Here is a 17940-nt window from a genome sequence, read left to right on the forward strand (position 1 = left end):
GAGTACTCAACATTTTCATAAAAGTAGCCATCTGTGATCACTAACTGAACGTCCTGTACACCCGTTTGTTCAAAGTCAACAACACGGCCCACAAGCGATTGCGATTGCTTATCATAAGTAAGCCATTTTGGTGAGGCCACCATTACTACAATATCATCACCATCAATATCACTCACTTCTAAGCGCGATACATAGTCTTCGCCTTGTTTAACTTGCGCTATATTGTCTGCAAAATCGATAACTGGACTATGATGCTTTTCAGGTGCCGTTAACGAAAACAGTGCAGGGCTAGCATCACTATTAATTGCTTGAAAATAAATACCGTCAGCAAACCGAATAACATCTAATGGGTTAGTTACATTGCCTAAATCAACCGGTTCTTTTGAAATTGGATCAACAACATCTATATAGCTAAGACCTGATGTGCCGCCATCTAATGAAACAACAAAAAACTTGTTATCAAACAAAGCGAAACTTTGCAAATTTGGCACGGTTAAATCACCTATCACCGGCACAATGTTATTATCGGAGAAGCCATATTGCAGTATCGTTTGCTCTTCACCGCTTTGACGGTACCCAATAAAAAACAGCTTATCATCAATATAGATTGGCTTAAAATTTGAGTTAATTGCAAACACCGTGCTAACTAAGGTAAGTGATTGGCCATCAAGTTGGAATATTTCTCCCTGCCCATTATTATCGACCAATAAATACACTGTATCATCAAACTCGTAGAGTCCCTGTATGCGCGCTCCTACTTGCAATTCGAGTTTCCAGTCAACCTGATGTAACTTCGCTTTTACGTTATATGCATATAAAACCTCGGTATCACCGTGCACAAACGCAAAATAATACATATCGCCTTTCGCTATAGAAGGCGTTTTACGTAACGTTTTGTTATAGTTTGGCGACTCTAAATGAACATAATTATAGTAGTTAACATCACCATCAAACCAAATAGTGTCTTGTCGTTCATACATCTGGATTATTTCGCCTAAATAATCAAAGCCTCCTAATGCATCGTAATAACGAGTTCTATCATGACCATTGAACACTATTGGTGAGAAATTAGCAGCGCTGTAACATCTCGTATCATTAAGTTTTAACTCTTTATTAATGCGCAACCCACAATAATTACGTGCGCGAGTATCTCGTTCATGCGCATCGTAATAAGGAGCAAAAAATAGATAGTTTTGTTGGGCATACTCTAAGTATTTAAACAGTGATTTGTTTTCAAATGTATTTACATCAATTATCTCAATGTCACTATTTGCTGTATCAACTGCCGCAAGCTCAACTCCTTTATGCGACTCTTTGCTCATGATAAATAGTTTGTTATTGACTATTGTTTGACCCATACTCCGCATATGACAGTTTAAATCAAACTCAAGATAGTCATCATTTTCAAAGCAAGAGTAAGGCTCGTAGATAACCGTTATTTCTGCCGTTTCTAAGTTTGCCTTATATAAGAATCGGTTTGCGCTGAATGTGAAGCCGTTAGTGTCCATAAAATTAATGAACATAGCATTGTCGGTCAACACATAATTAGCACCAAAACTCGCATCTAAACTACCCATATTTAAGTAACAATTTATTTTTAGCGTGCTAGGATTAAGACCTACAATTGCAATGCCAGGATCAACCGAGTAACACTCATTACCATCACCATAAATAAAGCCATCTTTATGCGCTCCATCAAGGATCAGCTGATTACTTGCCGATTCCATCGTAAACCGAAAATAACTTAAGTAAATTACGTCTTCTATTTGGTTATTTCGCACGCGAAATATTTTGGTACCTTTTGATGCACCTTGCTCTCCCTCAATATTGTCTACAAAAACATTAAAGTAAAGGCTTTGATCCAATATCGCTAACGATTTAACCTTTGGGTTTTCATCCTTATTAAGGTCACTAACCTTCAATATCTCGTTATTTTCGAGTTGGTAACGGTAGAGGTTATTTTCGGTTCCATTATCAGCACCAAAATATAATTCATCATTGTAAGTAATTAAGTTACTCGTGATGCCGTCACCTTCACCAGTGTTAAAATCCGTGATTAACTGTGTTTCTCCGTCGTTAAACTTATACAGTTCTTTACCTAAGCCTAAATCCGCAACAATAATCAGCTCACCCTTCACCCATTCCGAGTCAACGACTGAATAAACGACGCTATCATCATTTGCACTAACGTTTAATTGGTTATCCAATGCGTAAATAGTACCAGCACTTTTAAAATATAACTTATCGTTAAACACTTTAAGTTCGCTAACATCTTCAAACGCGCTTTGGCTGTTATTTAATACCAATTCAAATGCATTCGTTGAAGGTGTTAGTTTATATAAGTGGCGAGCACCCGGCGCACTTTGTCCATCTTTATCATTGTCAGACGCAACAAAAAAAACAAAGCCTGCAAAACTCGTAATGTTATCTGGATAACTGCTAGTTTCTTTAATTACAGAAATATCAGAGTTAAAATATTGATATTTTTCGGATATCGTAAATTGCGCTTGCGAGGTGTGTGGTATTAGTAACGACAAGCACACCAATAAGAAGGAGTGTAGTTTTCTCATTTCAAATCCCTTTTAAATTATATAGTTGAAACACTATACAGCGTTTATTTACCTATTCATACACACAGTAGTTTTTAAATTGTACAAGAAAGCAAATAAACGCTTTATTAATTTATCACTAGTTTGTATTTTTAAATAAATTAATAAATAATACTAATCATCAAACAAAAATAAATTTCAAAATCTAATGTTTGGAGTGCTTTATGAAAAATATCCCAACCGATAGCTTGCGCACCTTAATTACTGTGGTTGAGGTTGGCGGTTTTGCCAAAGCGGGTGAATTGCTTGGTTTATCGCAACCTGCAGTAAGTTTGCAGATTAAGCGTTTAGAAGAGTTATTAGGTAATAAGCTGTTTAAAAAACAAGGCCAGCGCCAAGTACTCAACCAGCATGGGGAAATTTTAATGCCGCTAGCAAAGCAACTGCTGCAAGTAAACGACACCATTTTGCAAACCTTTAGTTCTGAAGTATTAGCAGGTAAAGTGCGCTTAGGTATTCCAAGTGAGTTTGCCGCAACCGTGTTGCCTGCCATTATTGGTGACTTTGTTAGCCTTTACCCAGATATTGCTTTAGAAGTGAAATCGGAGCTTAGCAAAAAGCTGCGCCACAGCGACAACCGCGAACAATACGATTTAATTTTGGCGCTTCTCGAAGGCCCTGAGCAATCAAAGTACCCTATTTTTATGGATGACGAGCTCGTTTGGGTAGGTGATGTAAATAAGATTAATACCGAAGTAGTTAACCTGATTGCCGCTGAAGAAGGCTGTATTTATCGCCGCCGCGCCATTGAAGCACTGGAAAAAGCGGGATTAAAGTGGCGTATTGTGTATACCAATGCCGACCTTGCTGGCATTAGCGCCGCACTCAAAGAAAACTTAGGCATTACCGTACTTGCCAAACACACGGTACCAAACGACTTAAACTGGGCAAAATCCACCAGCCAATTACCAGAACTTGGCGAAGTAGGCATTAGCTTAATCAAACAAAGCGAAGAATCGCACGCAGTTGATAAACTCGCTGAGTTTATTCAATTACGATTAAAGTAACGGCTAGTTACTTTAATCGAATAAGTACTCACCTTATAAAAAGTAATGCTGTTCTAAGGCATTACTTTTGAATATGCACTTTTAATAACCACTATTAAATAAACACTGTTGCCAACGCTAATGTTGCTCTGCTTTACCAAACTTTAAAATAAAGCGACTGGTTTTGCCTCGAATGCCTTTTGCGAATACCGATTGTTCCAAATCGTCGTTTGGATTTTGCAAATAAAAGGCTTCTTCTTTTAAACTAAACCCCAACGATTGCAGCTGATATTTCACAATATTTGCGTCAATTCGGTGTAAGTCATTGGCAGCGTCATAACCAGAACCCGCTTTAGCATGATGATCAATAATGATCAGCACGCCTTCTGGCTTAAGTAAGTTTTTTATATGGCTAAAGGCCTCGCGATAATCCACAACCTCATTACGCATAATTTGCAATTCACCATTGCGATATCGATGGGTAAAAAACAAATCGTGATAGTTGATGCCCATAAACGCAATATCAATGCTCGACGAAGGCAGCGGAATATCTTTTATTGCTACTTGGTCAAAGCGCATCATATTTTTGAGTATTTGCCGCTTAGACCGCGCCAACATTTCTTTTTTGCCAAAACGCCAAGTAAGCGCATCGTTGTGGGCATACATTTTGCCGTGCTCTCCCACAGCACGAGCAAACAGTTCGCTGTACCAACCGCCACCTGCATAAATATCAAGTATGCTCTGCCCGCTGGCAACGCTTGCAAAACGCATTATTTGGGCTGGCTGTCTATTTGCATCGTGCTGTTTATCTTCAGTTGAGCGGCTTGGCTCTGTTAACAGTGTTTGCAATTTAGCGAATGAGAGCGGTTCATAAGCAATACATGAAAAGCTCAAACAAACCATAATGAGTGTAAGTAGTGTATTTTGCATATTCCCTCCAAAAAGGCCGTCCGTTCACGCTTTACGCATTTGAACGGCTTGCCTCTAATGCTGTTAATTCAGCGTTATTCGCCGTCGGAGATTGTGGGGTTGTATACCCTCGTCCGAGCAAAAAACCAAAGAATGCCCAGAGTGACGCAATGCTCGCTCCCACCAGTGAGACTGCAAATAATCCAAGTCCTAAACCATCGGTTAACCCCGCGAATAACATGCCACTTACCGCATCGCCGCCACGATAAACGGCGACATCAATTACCGGTTTTGCTTTAAAACGTTCATCTACCGTTACTTGAGTAAACAGCATTTCTCTTGCAGGGCGAGTAAGTGAGTAGTTACCTGCGCGGCGCACAATTTGAATTACCAAAATCACCATCACGCTTGGCGCAAATGCCAAAATCAATAAACCAGCCATTAACAAAAGTGGCACTAGCGCCAAAGACACACCTAGCCCCGCTTTTTTAACTAAGCGCCCAGAGACAAAAAACGCCATAACAAAGGTCAGTACATTCACAAACCAATCAATGCTTGCCAATATTTGTGTGCGCTCTGCCCGCGAATACGGCGCCAGTAATTGTTTTTGTTCAAAGTAAATAAATGAGCCGATAAATACATACAGCAAAATAAATGCGGCAATGCCTAACAGTTTTGGATTTGAAATAAGTGATTTAAACCCGCTTGCCCAGCCTTGTGCCAATGATGACGTTGTTGCATCAAAACTATGCTGCGTATTGTGCAGTTGCGTATGCTTTAAGCGGTAAATATATAAAGTGAGAGGCACCACCAGCATTAAGGCCGATGCGGCGATTAACATAAGCTGCCCTTCATCTAATACACTGCCAAAAAGTGACGGGATAGACGGGCCAATAATCGCCCCAGCACTTGCGCCCGCTGCGATTATCGGAAACAAACGTGTGCTTTGCTTTTGATTAAAGGTGTCGGACATAAAGCTCCAAAACACCGAAATATGAAATAAGCTAAATGCGCTCACCCACACATAAAAGGTCTTTTCAATCAAAACGGCGGAGGAAAACAGCGGCATTAAAAAATAAAACGCGATAAAACTGCCAGCAAATAAGCTATAAACGGTTGGCACTATGTACTTAAACTTGAGCTTATCAATCGCAAAGCCATACACAGAGACAATCACTAAGCTAATAACAAACTGCATATTCCATAAAAAACTCACCTCGCTGTCGCTCCAATCACTGGCAAGGGCGTCTCGCACTGGACGCAGCACAAAATACGCCGCCATTAAAATAAACGCCATAATAAATGCCGCGAGTGTGGCGGTTAACTCGTTCGATTTAACCTGCGATAAGGTGTTTAATAAACCTGAAATACTCAATTTACGTGTTTGGCTGGTCATGCTATCACTCCTTACACGCTACTGATTTGCTTTGTCGATTTCGTGCGACAGCCATGCAAGCATCTGCTTTTTATCAAACGTAAACGCATGTGAGGCATTGAGCTCGGCTACTTTTTTCAGCGTGTTTTTAATTGGCAGCATGGCCTCTTGCTCGTTGGGTACCACTAGGTAGCGTAGATGGGGTGTTTCATCGAATAAGGCTTTCACAACCGCATTGGCAACATCATCGGGCGCCTTAAAACGGCTGCGATCTGGGTTGGTAAATTTAGCAAAACGTTTGTATTCATCCTGATAGCGCGAATTGGCAAAATGATGCCCTTGTTTTTCCAAGCGACGTTTCAGGTTTTTCATAATATTGGAGTTGTAATTTCCAGGCGCAATAACACTGACTTTCACATCAAACTTACGCATTTCTGATGACAATGCCTCACTAAACGCTTCGATCGCATGTTTTGTCATACTGTAAGGGCCAAACATGGTGCTCGACATCAGCCCTGAAATGGAACCGATATTGGCAATGCGCCCTTTGTTTTCGATGATTAGTGGCGCAAACGCCTTAGTAATGCGATAAGGCCCCATTACATTGACGTTGTCTTGAAACTGAATATCGCGTTCTGGAATTTCAATTAATGGGCCAAACACCGCAACACCGGCATTATTAACAAGGCCATGAAGCTGCTTGCCCGAAGCTTTAACTGTGTTTACTGCTGCATCGATATCTGACTGAATGGTTACATCTAATCGTATTGCTTGCACATTTTTAAGTTGATTAAGTGCATCAATGTCTTTTTGCTTTCGGGCGCCTGCAAATACAAAATGCCCTTGGCTGGCTAACGTTTCAGTGATTGTGCGGCCAATGCCAGAGCTTGCGCCAGTAACCAAAATGGCTTTTTGGTTTTGCACTGTTGCTGCTTTTGCATGTGATGCCTCAAGGGCGGCTTGTCTGTTATCAGCAAACGCGATGTGTGTGGTTAAAATAAAAAGGGTGATGAGTAAACGCATAATAATGTCCTGCTATTAAAAGTAAGACTCAGTGTTATGGGTTTTCTTGCGCGTGTGTATTTACTCGACCAATCCCTTATAACTAGCGATTAAGTTGTTGATATGGGCGTTTTGCTAAAAAGCGACAGAAAAGCTGTTTTTGTCGACAGTAACGATGCGTTTGTCTACACACTAGCCCTTTGATTTAGTATTGAGATATAGTGAAAGCGATACCCCAGTAGATTCAGAGCTGCCAAACTAAGATGTTGAATAAGTTAAATAAAGCAAGCAACTCCATAACGATGCTTAACAGCACACGCCTTTGGCTGTTAGCGTTTTGGATATTGGTGTTTTTACTGAACATGGGGCCGCACTGGGAAAACTACGCATCATTTAAAGAAATAATAGAGACCATCGGCAGCATTGTGTTTGCGCAAGCCATTGTTGCATTTGTCACCTTAAAGTTCTTAGTGCCCAAGTTACTTGATAAAGACCAAACGCCCCTTTTTATCGCCGCGTTATTGGGTGTACTTTTACTTGGTGCATACTGGGTGATTGCAGTTCGCTATTTTTATATCGAACCGAGTTACCCAGAGACCTATCAAAATGTGCTGTATGTTACGCAGGACCAAGGTATTCAGTATCGTTTATTTAGCTTTTGGGCATTTAAATACATTATATTTTCGAAAATGCCGCAACTTTTTTTCCCAACAGCAGTGCTTATGGCAAGGCAGTTTTACAAAAAACAAAGCTACATTTTGGAATTAAAAGAGCAGAAAAACTTAGCCGAGTTAGCCGCATTAAAAAATCAGCTAAACCCGCATTTTATTTTTAATACACTTAATAATTTGTATTTACTGGCACTTAAAAAGTCCGACCAAACACCCCTGGTAATTGAAAAGCTGGCTGATATTTTAGATTACGTGGTATATCGCTGTAACGAGCGCTACGTATCACTAAATAATGAAATTACCCTTATTCAAAACTACCTTGATTTAGAGTGTATTCGTAAGTCAGATACACTCAAAGTGAGCTTCTCTAGCGAGATAAATTATCCCCATACCATCGCGCCTCTACTGTTATTAAACTTGGTGGAAAACGCCTGTAAACACAGCACCAGTAATGAGCTAAATATCGCGTTTGTCGACATTGTGTTAACCTCTAATTCTGATGCAATTACCTTTGAGGTTAAGAACTCAATACCTGAGCACAGTGAAGCCAATAACGATTCGCCTTGTGTGGGCTTAACCAATATGACCAAGCAATTGGAAATGCTCTACCCTAACGCATTTTCAATTACGATTGATCAAACAAAAGAGAGTTATAAAGCAACTCTCACACTCAATATGGAAGCAAGTTAAACATGGCAGTGCAAACTCAAAAAAATGGCTATCGCTGTATTATTGTGGATGATGAAGCACTTGGCCGCGAACTGATTGAAATGCACTTAGCGCAGTTTGCTGAATTTGAACTCGTTGCCAGCTGCAGCAGCGCCATTGAAGCGCATCAACTATTGCAAAACCAAAGCGTGGATTTATTGTTTTTAGACATTGAAATGCCGGTATTAAAAGGCACTGATTTTTATCAAAACCTTGCGCATAAGCCCTATGTGATTTTTACTACCGCCTATCGCGACTATGCCATTGAAGGGTTTGAACTAGATGCGGTTGATTATTTATTAAAACCCATTGTGTTTTCGCGCTTTTTTAAAGCCATTGAAAAGTTTAAACAACGCATTGCAAAGACACCCCACGCTGAGCCAAGTGTGGCTACGCAACAAACGCCGAATGCGATATTTGTGCGTGAAAACCGCAAGCAAGTACGCATAGTGTTCGACAATGTTTTATATGTAGAAGGGTTGAAAGACTACATTAAAATCTTTTTGCACGATGGCAGTCATATTATCAAAAGCAGTATGAGTGCCTTTGAAAGCCAGTTGCCAAGCAACTTTGCCCGCGTGCACCGCTCGTTTATTGTGAATCTAGATTACATTAGCGCTTATGCGCACCAGTATTTAGAGCTGGGTGAGATTGAAATACCCATTGGCGATCAATTCCGAGAAAAGCTACAGGAAAAGCTTTGTTAGCAAAGGCGTTGTTACTTTTATCCAGCAACAGCACCTTTATATTAAAGATAACCCAAAGCTATTTTTTACGTTTTTGCTGTTTCCAGCCGTTATAAATCCGCATGTGGGCCAAACACTTCATAATAAATACGCTCACTGCCAACTCCCATATCTAATAATTGTTTTTTGATAAAACGCATAAAGGCGACTGGGCCACACACATAAAAGTGCGCTTGCCCGTATGGTAATCGGGCATTATTTAAATCAACCAATCCGTTAAAAGTAGTTGTTGATTGATTGTTGTCATCATTCACGTCTTCATACCAAGTGTAGGTTTGCCAATTATTTAAAGCAGTAAGCTCCGCAGTACGTACTTTAAACGAATGCAGCTCTGTTGATTGACAGGCATGTAAGTAGTACACATCGTGTTCATAATTTAGCGCAGCTAAATACTCTAACATCGATTGCATTGGGGTAACCCCTACCCCTGCTGAAATCAGTACCACAGGTGATTGTTTATCTTCAAAGAAAAAATCACCTGCTGGTGCGTTAACTGAAAGGGTATCGCCCAGTTCCATATGATCATGCAAGTAATTAGATACAATCCCGTTTGGTTCGCCCACTTCGCGCTTAACCGATATGCGGTAATTTTTTCCATTTGGTTTGGTAGATAACGAATACTGGCGAATTTCAGTAAAGGGGTGATCCTTAGGTTGCACCGAAATACCTAAATATTGCCCCGGTAAAAAGCCAACAACGTCTTTGCCATCTTCTGGTGTTAATACAAAACTCGTGACCAATTCAGATTCTTTAATTTTTTCACTCACCACAAACGGGCGGCTATCGCGCCAACCACCTTGGCTTTGTGCACGGCTGTCATAAAGCTCCCCTTCACGATGAATAAACACAGACGCTAAAAAGTCATATGCGGCAGTCCATGCTTCTTCTACGTCAGCTGTAAATAATTCGCCCGTTAATTCACGTAGGGTTTCGGTAAGGTGATGGCCCACAATTTGGTACATTTCGGGTTGAATATTAAAACTTGTGTGCTTATGAGCGATGCGCTCCACTGCGCTTTTTAATGCGCCCACATTATCAATGTACTGGGCATACGCTGCGATGGCTTCAAAAAGTGCGGCTTTTTGACGACCCGATGCCTGATTGCTCATATTAAAAATATTTTTTAATTCAGGATGATGGTGAAACAGTCGTTGATAAAAATGCTCAGTCAGTGCCGGACCTGTTTCGGTTAATAGCGGCACTAAACTTTTAATAATATCGATATGACGTTGTTGTAACATGGTTTACCTCGTGTGTTGCAACGTATTGTTAGAAATAAGAAATAAAAAAATAAGGAATTAAGAATTAAGAATTAAGAATTAAGAATTAACGAAGTCCATCCTGTCGAGGCGCTTTCAAAATGGGTAAATAAACCCAAATAAACATGGCAAATGCGGTTATCCAGAGCATTGCGCTTAGTTGCCACGCTAGGTGGGCATAACCCAAAGAAGGCAGTAAAGCGCGAATAATTGCGGCCAAAGCCAAGAGTAAAAATGCATAACTGATAATGGGTTTGGGCATCAATACGCGGCCAGTATGACCGAGTGAAACGCGGCTCATCATAGATAAGATCATCAGTCCCATCGCACCCACAGTGATTACATGAAGCCCTGAACTAAAAACGATAAGCGGTGTGAAATAACTTGAACCGAGTAAAATTAGACCAACACCAAGCGCGCCATACGACACATGAAGCGACCATAAAAGAGCAATGCCTGCAGTTTTATTACTTTGCCAAAAAACTAATTTGCTAAGGTGTAAACACCCTGCAGCAATCATTAAATACGCAGGCGATAACGGCAGTGAAATATAAAAGTGACTGAAAAACACCAAGGCGCCAAGCAATGAGGTAATAAGTAACAGCGGGTCTAATAGCTTAGGATGTGACACTGCCACTAATTTGGCACCATTACGAGTAAAAAATGGAATAACACGACCACCGACTATGCCCATCAAAATGCCAAACATCAGCACCATAGTGCGGCCAATATGAAGTGCCTGAGCGGTATCAATGGTTAGCTCACTGATTAAAAGTGCCATTTCAAGAAGTGCCATCACACTAAATAGCGGTATAAACAAATAATTACGGCGGTTATTAGCAAGCAACACTATGTGCGAGTAAATAGCTATGACGCTTATCCACCAAAGAGCTTGCAGCACAGTTGCCAAAATAACGGTTGCGGTTGAATTAACAAAAAACAAAACGCGAATCACCAACCACAAGCTAACCAGTGCCATTAAGGGCAGCCCTTTAATGCTTGGCCTGCCGGTCCAGGTTTGCACCGCAGTTAACACAAAACCAGTGGCAATGGTGGCACCAAAGCCAAATAGCATTTCGTGCAGATGCCATACCGTTGGCGTAAGCCCTGTTGGGTTTAACTGCCACCACGCATTTAAAAAGCCAAGCCAGATAGTCATGGCGACAATCGACGCTAATGCCCCCAAAATAAAGCTGGAGCGAAATGCCAGCTGAAAAAGCGGGTGCTCTGCTAATGTGGCTCGTTGCGTTGAGTTTTCAGCCAAAGGTTCTTGAATGTGTAACATTGCTTATTCCTTCCTTTTCACTACACGCGAAGGCCTAAGCCATGCTGCCCAATACAACGGATCACATAACCAATTTTAAATAATGCGGGAAATACCATAGTGCCAATGTGGGCAGCAATTTGTTGACCAATAGAAAAATACTCAGCAAATGGGTAACTGATCAGCAAACAACTCATAAACAAACTAACCGGCACCAGCATTAACCAATTACCCACTTGCTTAGTTAAGCTAAACACGTCTTTTTGCTTGTTTTGTGTAAGCGTTAGCGCACGCTCATGATTGATAAACGCAGTCTCATTAACAACTTGCTGCATAATTAAGCCTTCACATTGTTTAAATTCAGCTTGATATAGCAGCAATAATGCCAAAATTAATTTATTAATATTAATCAGGTAGTTAATTAAAATAAGTGCTTTTAAAAACTAACAAATAAGTCAATTTGACACATCGTAAAAATAAGTCATAATGACACAGATGTGTTTATGGGTGATTTTGTATGGCAATTAACTCTTTTACCTTAGTGGAATTTGCAAAAGCGCAAGTGACCAGTCTCGACAATCAAGACAGGTTTGAGCAACTGTTACAAACCCTTGCGACTGTGATTGAGTGTGAGGCCATTGCGCTTTTAGCGCTGCGTGGGGAAGTATTAAAACCACTTGCGATTAAAGGGCTTACACCCGACACGCTCGGCAGGCGTTTTGTTATTAGCGAGCATCCGCGTTTTGCAGCAATTTGTGAAGCAAAAGAACCTGTGCGTTTTGCATCATCGAGCCCCTTACCCGACCCGTATGATGGCCTGGTTGCTGATCACCCGGGTGATTTACCAATTCATGCTTGTATGGGCCTACCACTATATTTTGCCGAGCGTTTAATTGGCATTTTGACCTTTGACTCACTAAAGCCAAACGCTTTTGACGACTTAGGCCAAGACAAGCTCGATGCTCTAGCCGCCATCGCTGCAGCCACCTTAAAAATCGCCCTGACACTCGATGAGTTAGAGCAGCGCAATTCACGTTCGCATTTACTAATGGCGGAACTTAGCCAAGAAGTCATCGCCCGTGATGGCAACGAATTGATTGGCGACAGCCAAGCCATGGTAAAGCTAAAACAAGAAGTTAATTTAGTTGCCGCGTCGCCCTTTAGTGTGCTTATTCAAGGTGAAACGGGTGTCGGTAAAGAGCTAATTGCACGGCGCTTACACCTTGAATCTAACCGCGCTGATAAACCTTTGGTGTATGTTAACTGCGCAGCACTGCCCGAAAATTTAATTGAAAGTGAATTATTTGGCCATGTAAAAGGTGCCTTTACCGGTGCCGATAAAAATCGCGCCGGTAAATTTGTATTAGCCGACGGTGGCACACTGTTTTTAGATGAAGTGGGCGAACTGCCGCTTGCAGCGCAAAGTAAACTACTGCGCGCACTGCAATCCAATGAAATTCAACCTGTTGGGCAAGACGACATTCAACATGTAAATGTGCGTGTTATTGCAGCAACCAACCGTGATTTAAAAGAGGAAGTGGCAAGTGGTCAGTTTCGCGCAGACTTATTTCACCGTTTAAGTGTTTACCCGGTGAGTATTCCACCACTGCGTGCACGAAATGGTGATATTGCTTTGCTTGCAGGTTACTTTGTGGAGCAATCTCGCCGCAAACTTGGTTTGCAACAGCTTAAACTATCACAAGAGGTTATACCGTATTTAAATGCCTACCATTGGCCGGGCAATGTGCGCGAACTAGAGCACGTGATCAGCCGCGCGGCACTTAAAGCATCGGTCAATGTAAAATCACCCATCGTGATTATTAATCCCATAGATTGTGGTGAATTAGTAAGAGAGCTAACAATTGAAGGTACAAGTAGCGATGAGCCAAAGGCTGGTCCAATTCAAACGCAGCAGTTTTTACTAAAACCAGATGAAAGCTTGAAACAAGCCACAGAGCGTTTTCAAAGTGAGATGATACGCAATACGCTAACAGCCCATCATGGTAATTGGTCAGCCGCAGCACGAGAGCTTAACACCGACCGCGCTAATTTAACCCGCCTTGCAAAACGCCTTGGCATAAGTGTAACAAAGCAGATTAGTTGATTTGACGCTTGTGAATAAACACAGGCGATAGATAAAAAATGGTTATATGCAACATGCAAAAGTCGAACTGTTTACTTTTTGAACAAAACAGAATTATCAAAGAATACGTTTACGCACAGCTAATTTGAAGTAAGCCAAATGCAACGCGTATTTGAGATTATTTTAGTCATGTTTCTTTTTAACAAAAAAGAGTATTGAACATAAAACAGTACTCACAGCAAATACTATAGAGCCGACTATTGGGTAAAATAAAATGAACATCAAGCCCTCTTTTTGTGGGCCATACATAATTACCCTATAACTAAGATATAAAAGCCCCGAAATAGTGGCCGCTGAAACTGCAAAAAAAGCGCATTTACTAACGAAGTCGAATATATTTTTTTTATTTAAACATAAAGCAAAAACGCCACTAACTATTGAACACCCTACCATCATTAATGGCAATAAAATTGCGTATTCTAAAACGTTATCAAGTGTCGCTCTTTCGTTAAATCGATAATTTTCATAATCGATAAAAATCAAATCTTTACTTAGTGATAACCACGATAAGAACAGCTGAATTATTAGTAATAAAAATATCCGTTTTTTTTGTTTCATAATTGCGCTTAAAATCTGAACTTTGAATATATTTGCTTTGTAATAATTGGTGTCAAATGCACTTTAGTTTAAGTGTTTAATTATTGGCGATAAAGCTCGTTAGCTGCAACTATTATCTAGCGCCAATCCACTTTCATCCAGTATGTCATAACGCGGCTAAACGTGGAATCACAGCTAAATGCTCTACTAGCTTAATATGCAACAAATAGAGTCGACTCGACTGTCTAAAGCATTAACCCTTTCAAGCCGTGGCATAAGCTTTTAAAAAGCACGTGACGCCTTATCAACATGATATTTAATTTTATGTTGATTTAACGATTTATGGGTACATCCTTCATTCACACAATACTCACGATTTAATTGGCACTCGTTTTATACGTTTTTGCTGATTTATAATGTACAGGCTCTCTTTAATTTGCCTAAACGCTGAGTGAGTATTTGACGTTTCATTTGACTCACTTAAAACCGCTGTTTGAATTCTTGGCATCTGCAAAAAATATTCTGTAGCAAAATTATGTTCAATTGCAGCTTTTAACTGCACTAAAAACTGTTCACTTTCACCAAGTGTGAGTGGGTAAAGGGCACGCGCCAAATACGAAATCGATAACTCATTTGCTTTATTATCGTGCAACGTATTATTGGAAGGTCCACGTAATGCTAAAAACAATTGGGATATTGATGAAAATACCGTGGCTCTCTTAGCCAAGTACTTAAAATCTCTATCTGCTAAATCAGGTTTTCCATTTAAATCGTTGGTGATTGCATTTAAAAAAGTGACTTGAAATGACTTTGGAAACTCAGAATGCAATTGTGCTTGCCAATCTAACGCTGCTAAATACTGTTTAGTGGCAAGTAACAGTTCTGTTTTCGCTATTCTAACAAAAGGATCATTATTTGATTGAAGAAGTTGTTCACTAATGCTTCTTTGAGCCCAGCTAAACATATTTTTTGTAATTAATACATTCGCACGTTCAAGCTTAACTACCGGATTATCTGGCTGTTTTCTATATGCAACACTAATACTATTCCATGCGTTTGAGGTGTCGCCAATTGCGCGATACGCTCTAGACTGTGTCACATAAACATCTACCCAGTTAGGCGCTAGCAAGATGGCCTTTTGAAGATGACCGAGTGCTTTTGTTATATTTCCAGCCAAAATCTCCCCATTAGCAAGCGCTACATAACCCCACGCTTCATTTGGATGGTCTAGAACGGCTTTATTTGCATAATCAATTGAATATTCAAGCGGTTGACGTTCTGCTTGGTAGAGCTGATATTTAACCAAATACAAATCACTTAAAGCACATAAAGCAGCGGGGTGTTTGGGAAATTGATTTAGTAATTGTTCCAGTCGCAAAATGCCGCGATTAATGTCTTGTTCGTCGCGTAAGCTTAAATATTGGCTCACTTCACTTAGAAGTTGTTGTGTATCTGGAGCATCTATTTGACCAGCAACACTATTCATATCAGGCTTTCTAACAAGTGTATTGCTTATGAAAACAACAGCAAAAATCAAACTCGCTATTAGAGCAAAAACAACATATTTTGGGTAATTAACGTCTGAGACAAAGGTATTGGTTGGCGATTCTAATGGCGTGATTTCAAGAGTAAATCGATATCCCAATCCTCTTTCGGCAACAATACTATTTTGCTGTACGGCTTTTTGAATGACTTCGCGTAAACGAGATACGCGCTTTTTAATGGTGTCTTCAGATACAACTTTACCTTGCCAAACTTGTTCGAGTAACTCTTGGTGCGAAACTAAATGCGGTGCATGTTCAACTAAGCATTTTAAAAGTTGGTAGGATAGCTCTGATAATTCGACCTTTACTCCAAACTTCGTCAAGCTTCGTTGCGCGACGTCAAGCATTAATTCATCACCTAGTTTATAACAAGCCATGTTCTCTCCTAAAACTCCTAATCCATTATTTTATTTATGTTTTTTATGTTTGTCACCATTTGTCACGATAAGTCACTTAGATTTATTTAATGCTTGGCTTACGTTTTTAAACTCCATTTTATTAAGGAAGTACAATGCGTTTAATCTATTTAATTAGTCTTATCTTTTTATCGTGCAGTAGTCATTCGACATCACAAAGTATCCCCGAAAAAATTGACTCACTGATAACTCAATATAACCAACTCGAGCAATTTAACGGTGTCGTGTTAGTTGCAAAAAACGGACAGCCAATATTAAAAAAAGGATACGGCAAAGCGAATTTTGAATGGGATGTTGACCATCTAGTAACAGGAAGATTTCGTATTTCGTCAGTAACAAAGCAATTTACAGCAATGCTAATACTCCAGTTAGTTGAACAACGAAAAATAAACTTGAATGATAAAATAATTGATCACATACCTGAATATCGTGCAGACACAGGTAAAAAAATCACCATTCACCAACTGCTTACGCATACATCTGGCTTGGGCAACTTTTTCCACTTACAAGACTTTAAGCGAATTGAAGCGCGTAACCCTTATTCAGTAAGAGAATTTATTAAAACACTTTGTAGTGAAGATTTACTTTTTGAGCCCGGTACACAATTTAAATACAGTAATGCTGGTTATACAATCCTAGGTCATATCATTGAGCGGGTAACCAAAAAAACCTTTGAGCAAATACTTGTTGAGAAAATTTTTAACCCCATCGGCATGTTAAATAGCGGCTTTAACGGGCAGAGTCGCTTTATCACACATCGCGTTAATGGTTACGAGCGCACACTCGCTGGTGTAAAACCTGCACCATTTATCGATATGTCGGTTCCTTATTCAGCAGGTAGCATATATTCCTCAGTAGATGATTTACTACTTTGGGACCGTGCACTTGCAAACAATACCCTGCTATCTCCCAAACTCACAAACGTAATGTATACAGTTTCTCCACATTATAACTATGCTGCTGGATGGCTCGTATCACAGCTCGATTCTGCTAAATACGGCCAGCCACTAACTAAGCTATATCACGGAGGCGGCATACAGGGGTTTAATGCCCATATAGCTCGAATTCCCGAGGACAATGTACTAATTGTACTTTTGAACAACACTGGGGGGGCGCCGATGACTGCTATTACGGACAATATTATAAATACAATGTATGGTAAGCCAATAAACCCTGTGCAACTGAGAAAAAACCAAGCTTTATATAAACGTTTAAAAGAAGATGGTCTGGAGTACGCTGTTACATGGTACCAACAACAAGTCAGCCAAAATAACGGCCTAAATGAACGACGTTTAAATCAGTTTGGCTACGAATTACTAGAAGTTAATGAGTTTGATGCAGCGATCGCCTTTTTTAAACTTAATGTTGAGGCTCATCCTCAATCTGAAAATGTATATGACAGCTTAGCAGATGCGTACATTGCAACATCTCAATACGAAAATGCACTTATACAATTTACCAAGGCACAACAACTGGCGTCATCTAAAAGCAAATATGCGACCAAAATCAACGAAATTAAAAACAAGCTTTAGTTAACATTTAAGCCGTTGCATACGCTTTTAAAAAGCGGGCAACCGCTTTATCAACATGTTCTTGCACTTCTTGCTCGCTAATTGGCTCATTTGGTAACAATACCGCTTTAATATGCAAACGCCCTTTAATCATTTCAATCAATAGCTTTGCGGCAAATTCTGCGTCGTCGACATCGAGCATATTTTGTTGGTGCAAATGGGTTAAGTATTTTGCCAGCGGAATGCTGCCTCTCAGCGGG

General features: G+C 40.2%; 15 protein-coding genes. 5 read left to right on the forward strand and 10 right to left on the reverse strand.

The annotated features are described in order from the left end of the window. Positions 1 to 2570, reverse strand: a 2570-nt coding sequence (locus AN214_RS20630) for a hypothetical protein (protein WP_152960825.1), incomplete at its 3' end; no start/stop codon positions are given. A 203-nt stretch (positions 2571 to 2773) separates the two neighbouring features. Here AN214_RS20630 and AN214_RS20635 point away from each other — a divergent pair. Beyond that, positions 2774 to 3616 carry a LysR family transcriptional regulator gene (locus AN214_RS20635; RefSeq protein WP_054981440.1) on the forward strand — a complete coding sequence of 281 codons (843 nt, stop codon included), beginning with the start codon at positions 2774 to 2776 and terminating at the stop codon, positions 3614 to 3616. A gap of 117 nt (positions 3617 to 3733) precedes the next feature. On the opposite strand, the gene AN214_RS20640 is transcribed toward AN214_RS20635, so the two are convergent. From AN214_RS20640 to AN214_RS20650, 3 genes are read right to left on the reverse strand one after another with little or no spacing between them, the layout of a single operon-like run. Then, on the reverse strand, positions 3734 to 4525 hold the full coding sequence (locus tag AN214_RS20640; protein WP_054981441.1) for a class I SAM-dependent methyltransferase: 792 nt from the start codon (positions 4523 to 4525) through the stop codon (positions 3734 to 3736). Between the two features lie 31 nt (positions 4526 to 4556). Further along, positions 4557 to 5900, reverse strand: coding sequence for an NTP/NDP exchange transporter (locus AN214_RS20645; RefSeq protein WP_054981442.1), 1344 nt, complete (start codon positions 5898 to 5900; stop codon positions 4557 to 4559). An 18-nt stretch (positions 5901 to 5918) separates the two neighbouring features. Next, the gene (locus AN214_RS20650) at positions 5919 to 6902 is read right to left on the reverse strand and encodes an SDR family oxidoreductase (RefSeq protein ID WP_054981443.1); all 984 of its coding nucleotides are present in this window, start codon (positions 6900 to 6902) and stop codon (positions 5919 to 5921) included. Positions 6903 to 7183: 281 nt separating this feature from the next. On the opposite strand from AN214_RS20650, the gene AN214_RS20655 reads away from it, so the two are divergent. Further along, positions 7184 to 8242 (forward strand): sensor histidine kinase, encoded by a 1059-nt coding sequence (locus AN214_RS20655; RefSeq protein WP_161805705.1) that lies wholly within the window; start codon positions 7184 to 7186, stop codon positions 8240 to 8242. Positions 8243 to 8244: 2 nt separating this feature from the next. After that, entirely contained in the window at positions 8245 to 8967 is a 723-nt protein-coding gene (locus AN214_RS20660) for a LytTR family DNA-binding domain-containing protein (protein WP_054981445.1), read from the forward strand. Between the two features lie 89 nt (positions 8968 to 9056). On the opposite strand, the gene hmpA is transcribed toward AN214_RS20660, so the two are convergent. The 3 genes from hmpA to AN214_RS23105 all read right to left on the reverse strand — a co-directional run bounded on the left by hmpA (position 9057) and on the right by AN214_RS23105 (position 11864). Continuing rightward, positions 9057 to 10247, reverse strand: a complete 1191-nt coding sequence (hmpA, locus tag AN214_RS20665; protein ID WP_054981446.1) for an NO-inducible flavohemoprotein — start codon at positions 10245 to 10247, stop codon at positions 9057 to 9059. A gap of 85 nt (positions 10248 to 10332) precedes the next feature. After that, complete coding sequence (locus AN214_RS20670; protein WP_054981447.1) at positions 10333 to 11550, reverse strand: NnrS family protein; 1218 nt, start codon at positions 11548 to 11550, stop codon at positions 10333 to 10335. 20 nt (positions 11551 to 11570) lie between these two features. After that, positions 11571 to 11864: a hypothetical protein gene (locus tag AN214_RS23105; protein ID WP_152960826.1), complete on the reverse strand. Its 294-nt coding sequence runs from the start codon at positions 11862 to 11864 to the stop codon at positions 11571 to 11573. Between the two features lie 182 nt (positions 11865 to 12046). On the opposite strand from AN214_RS23105, the gene norR reads away from it, so the two are divergent. Then, complete coding sequence (gene norR, locus AN214_RS20680; RefSeq protein WP_054981448.1) at positions 12047 to 13633, forward strand: nitric oxide reductase transcriptional regulator NorR; 1587 nt, start codon at positions 12047 to 12049, stop codon at positions 13631 to 13633. A 162-nt stretch (positions 13634 to 13795) separates the two neighbouring features. Here norR and AN214_RS20685 read toward each other — a convergent pair whose 3' ends face one another. Together AN214_RS20685 and AN214_RS20690 are read right to left on the reverse strand one after the other, a co-directional pair. Further along, entirely contained in the window at positions 13796 to 14230 is a 435-nt protein-coding gene (locus AN214_RS20685) for a hypothetical protein (protein ID WP_054981449.1), read from the reverse strand. 349 nt (positions 14231 to 14579) lie between these two features. Beyond that, positions 14580 to 16130: a winged helix-turn-helix transcriptional regulator gene (locus AN214_RS20690; protein WP_054981450.1), complete on the reverse strand. Its 1551-nt coding sequence runs from the start codon at positions 16128 to 16130 to the stop codon at positions 14580 to 14582. A gap of 134 nt (positions 16131 to 16264) precedes the next feature. On the opposite strand from AN214_RS20690, the gene AN214_RS20695 reads away from it, so the two are divergent. After that, entirely contained in the window at positions 16265 to 17701 is a 1437-nt protein-coding gene (locus AN214_RS20695) for a serine hydrolase domain-containing protein (protein ID WP_054981451.1), read from the forward strand. A gap of 7 nt (positions 17702 to 17708) precedes the next feature. Here the strand turns inward: AN214_RS20695 and AN214_RS20700 are convergent. Next, positions 17709 to 17940, reverse strand: a 232-nt coding sequence (locus AN214_RS20700) for a TetR/AcrR family transcriptional regulator C-terminal domain-containing protein (protein WP_200911152.1), incomplete at its 5' end; no start/stop codon positions are given.

The sequence above is a fragment of the Pseudoalteromonas sp. P1-9 genome (assembly GCF_001399975.1).
GTDB lineage: Bacteria > Pseudomonadota > Gammaproteobacteria > Enterobacterales > Alteromonadaceae > Pseudoalteromonas.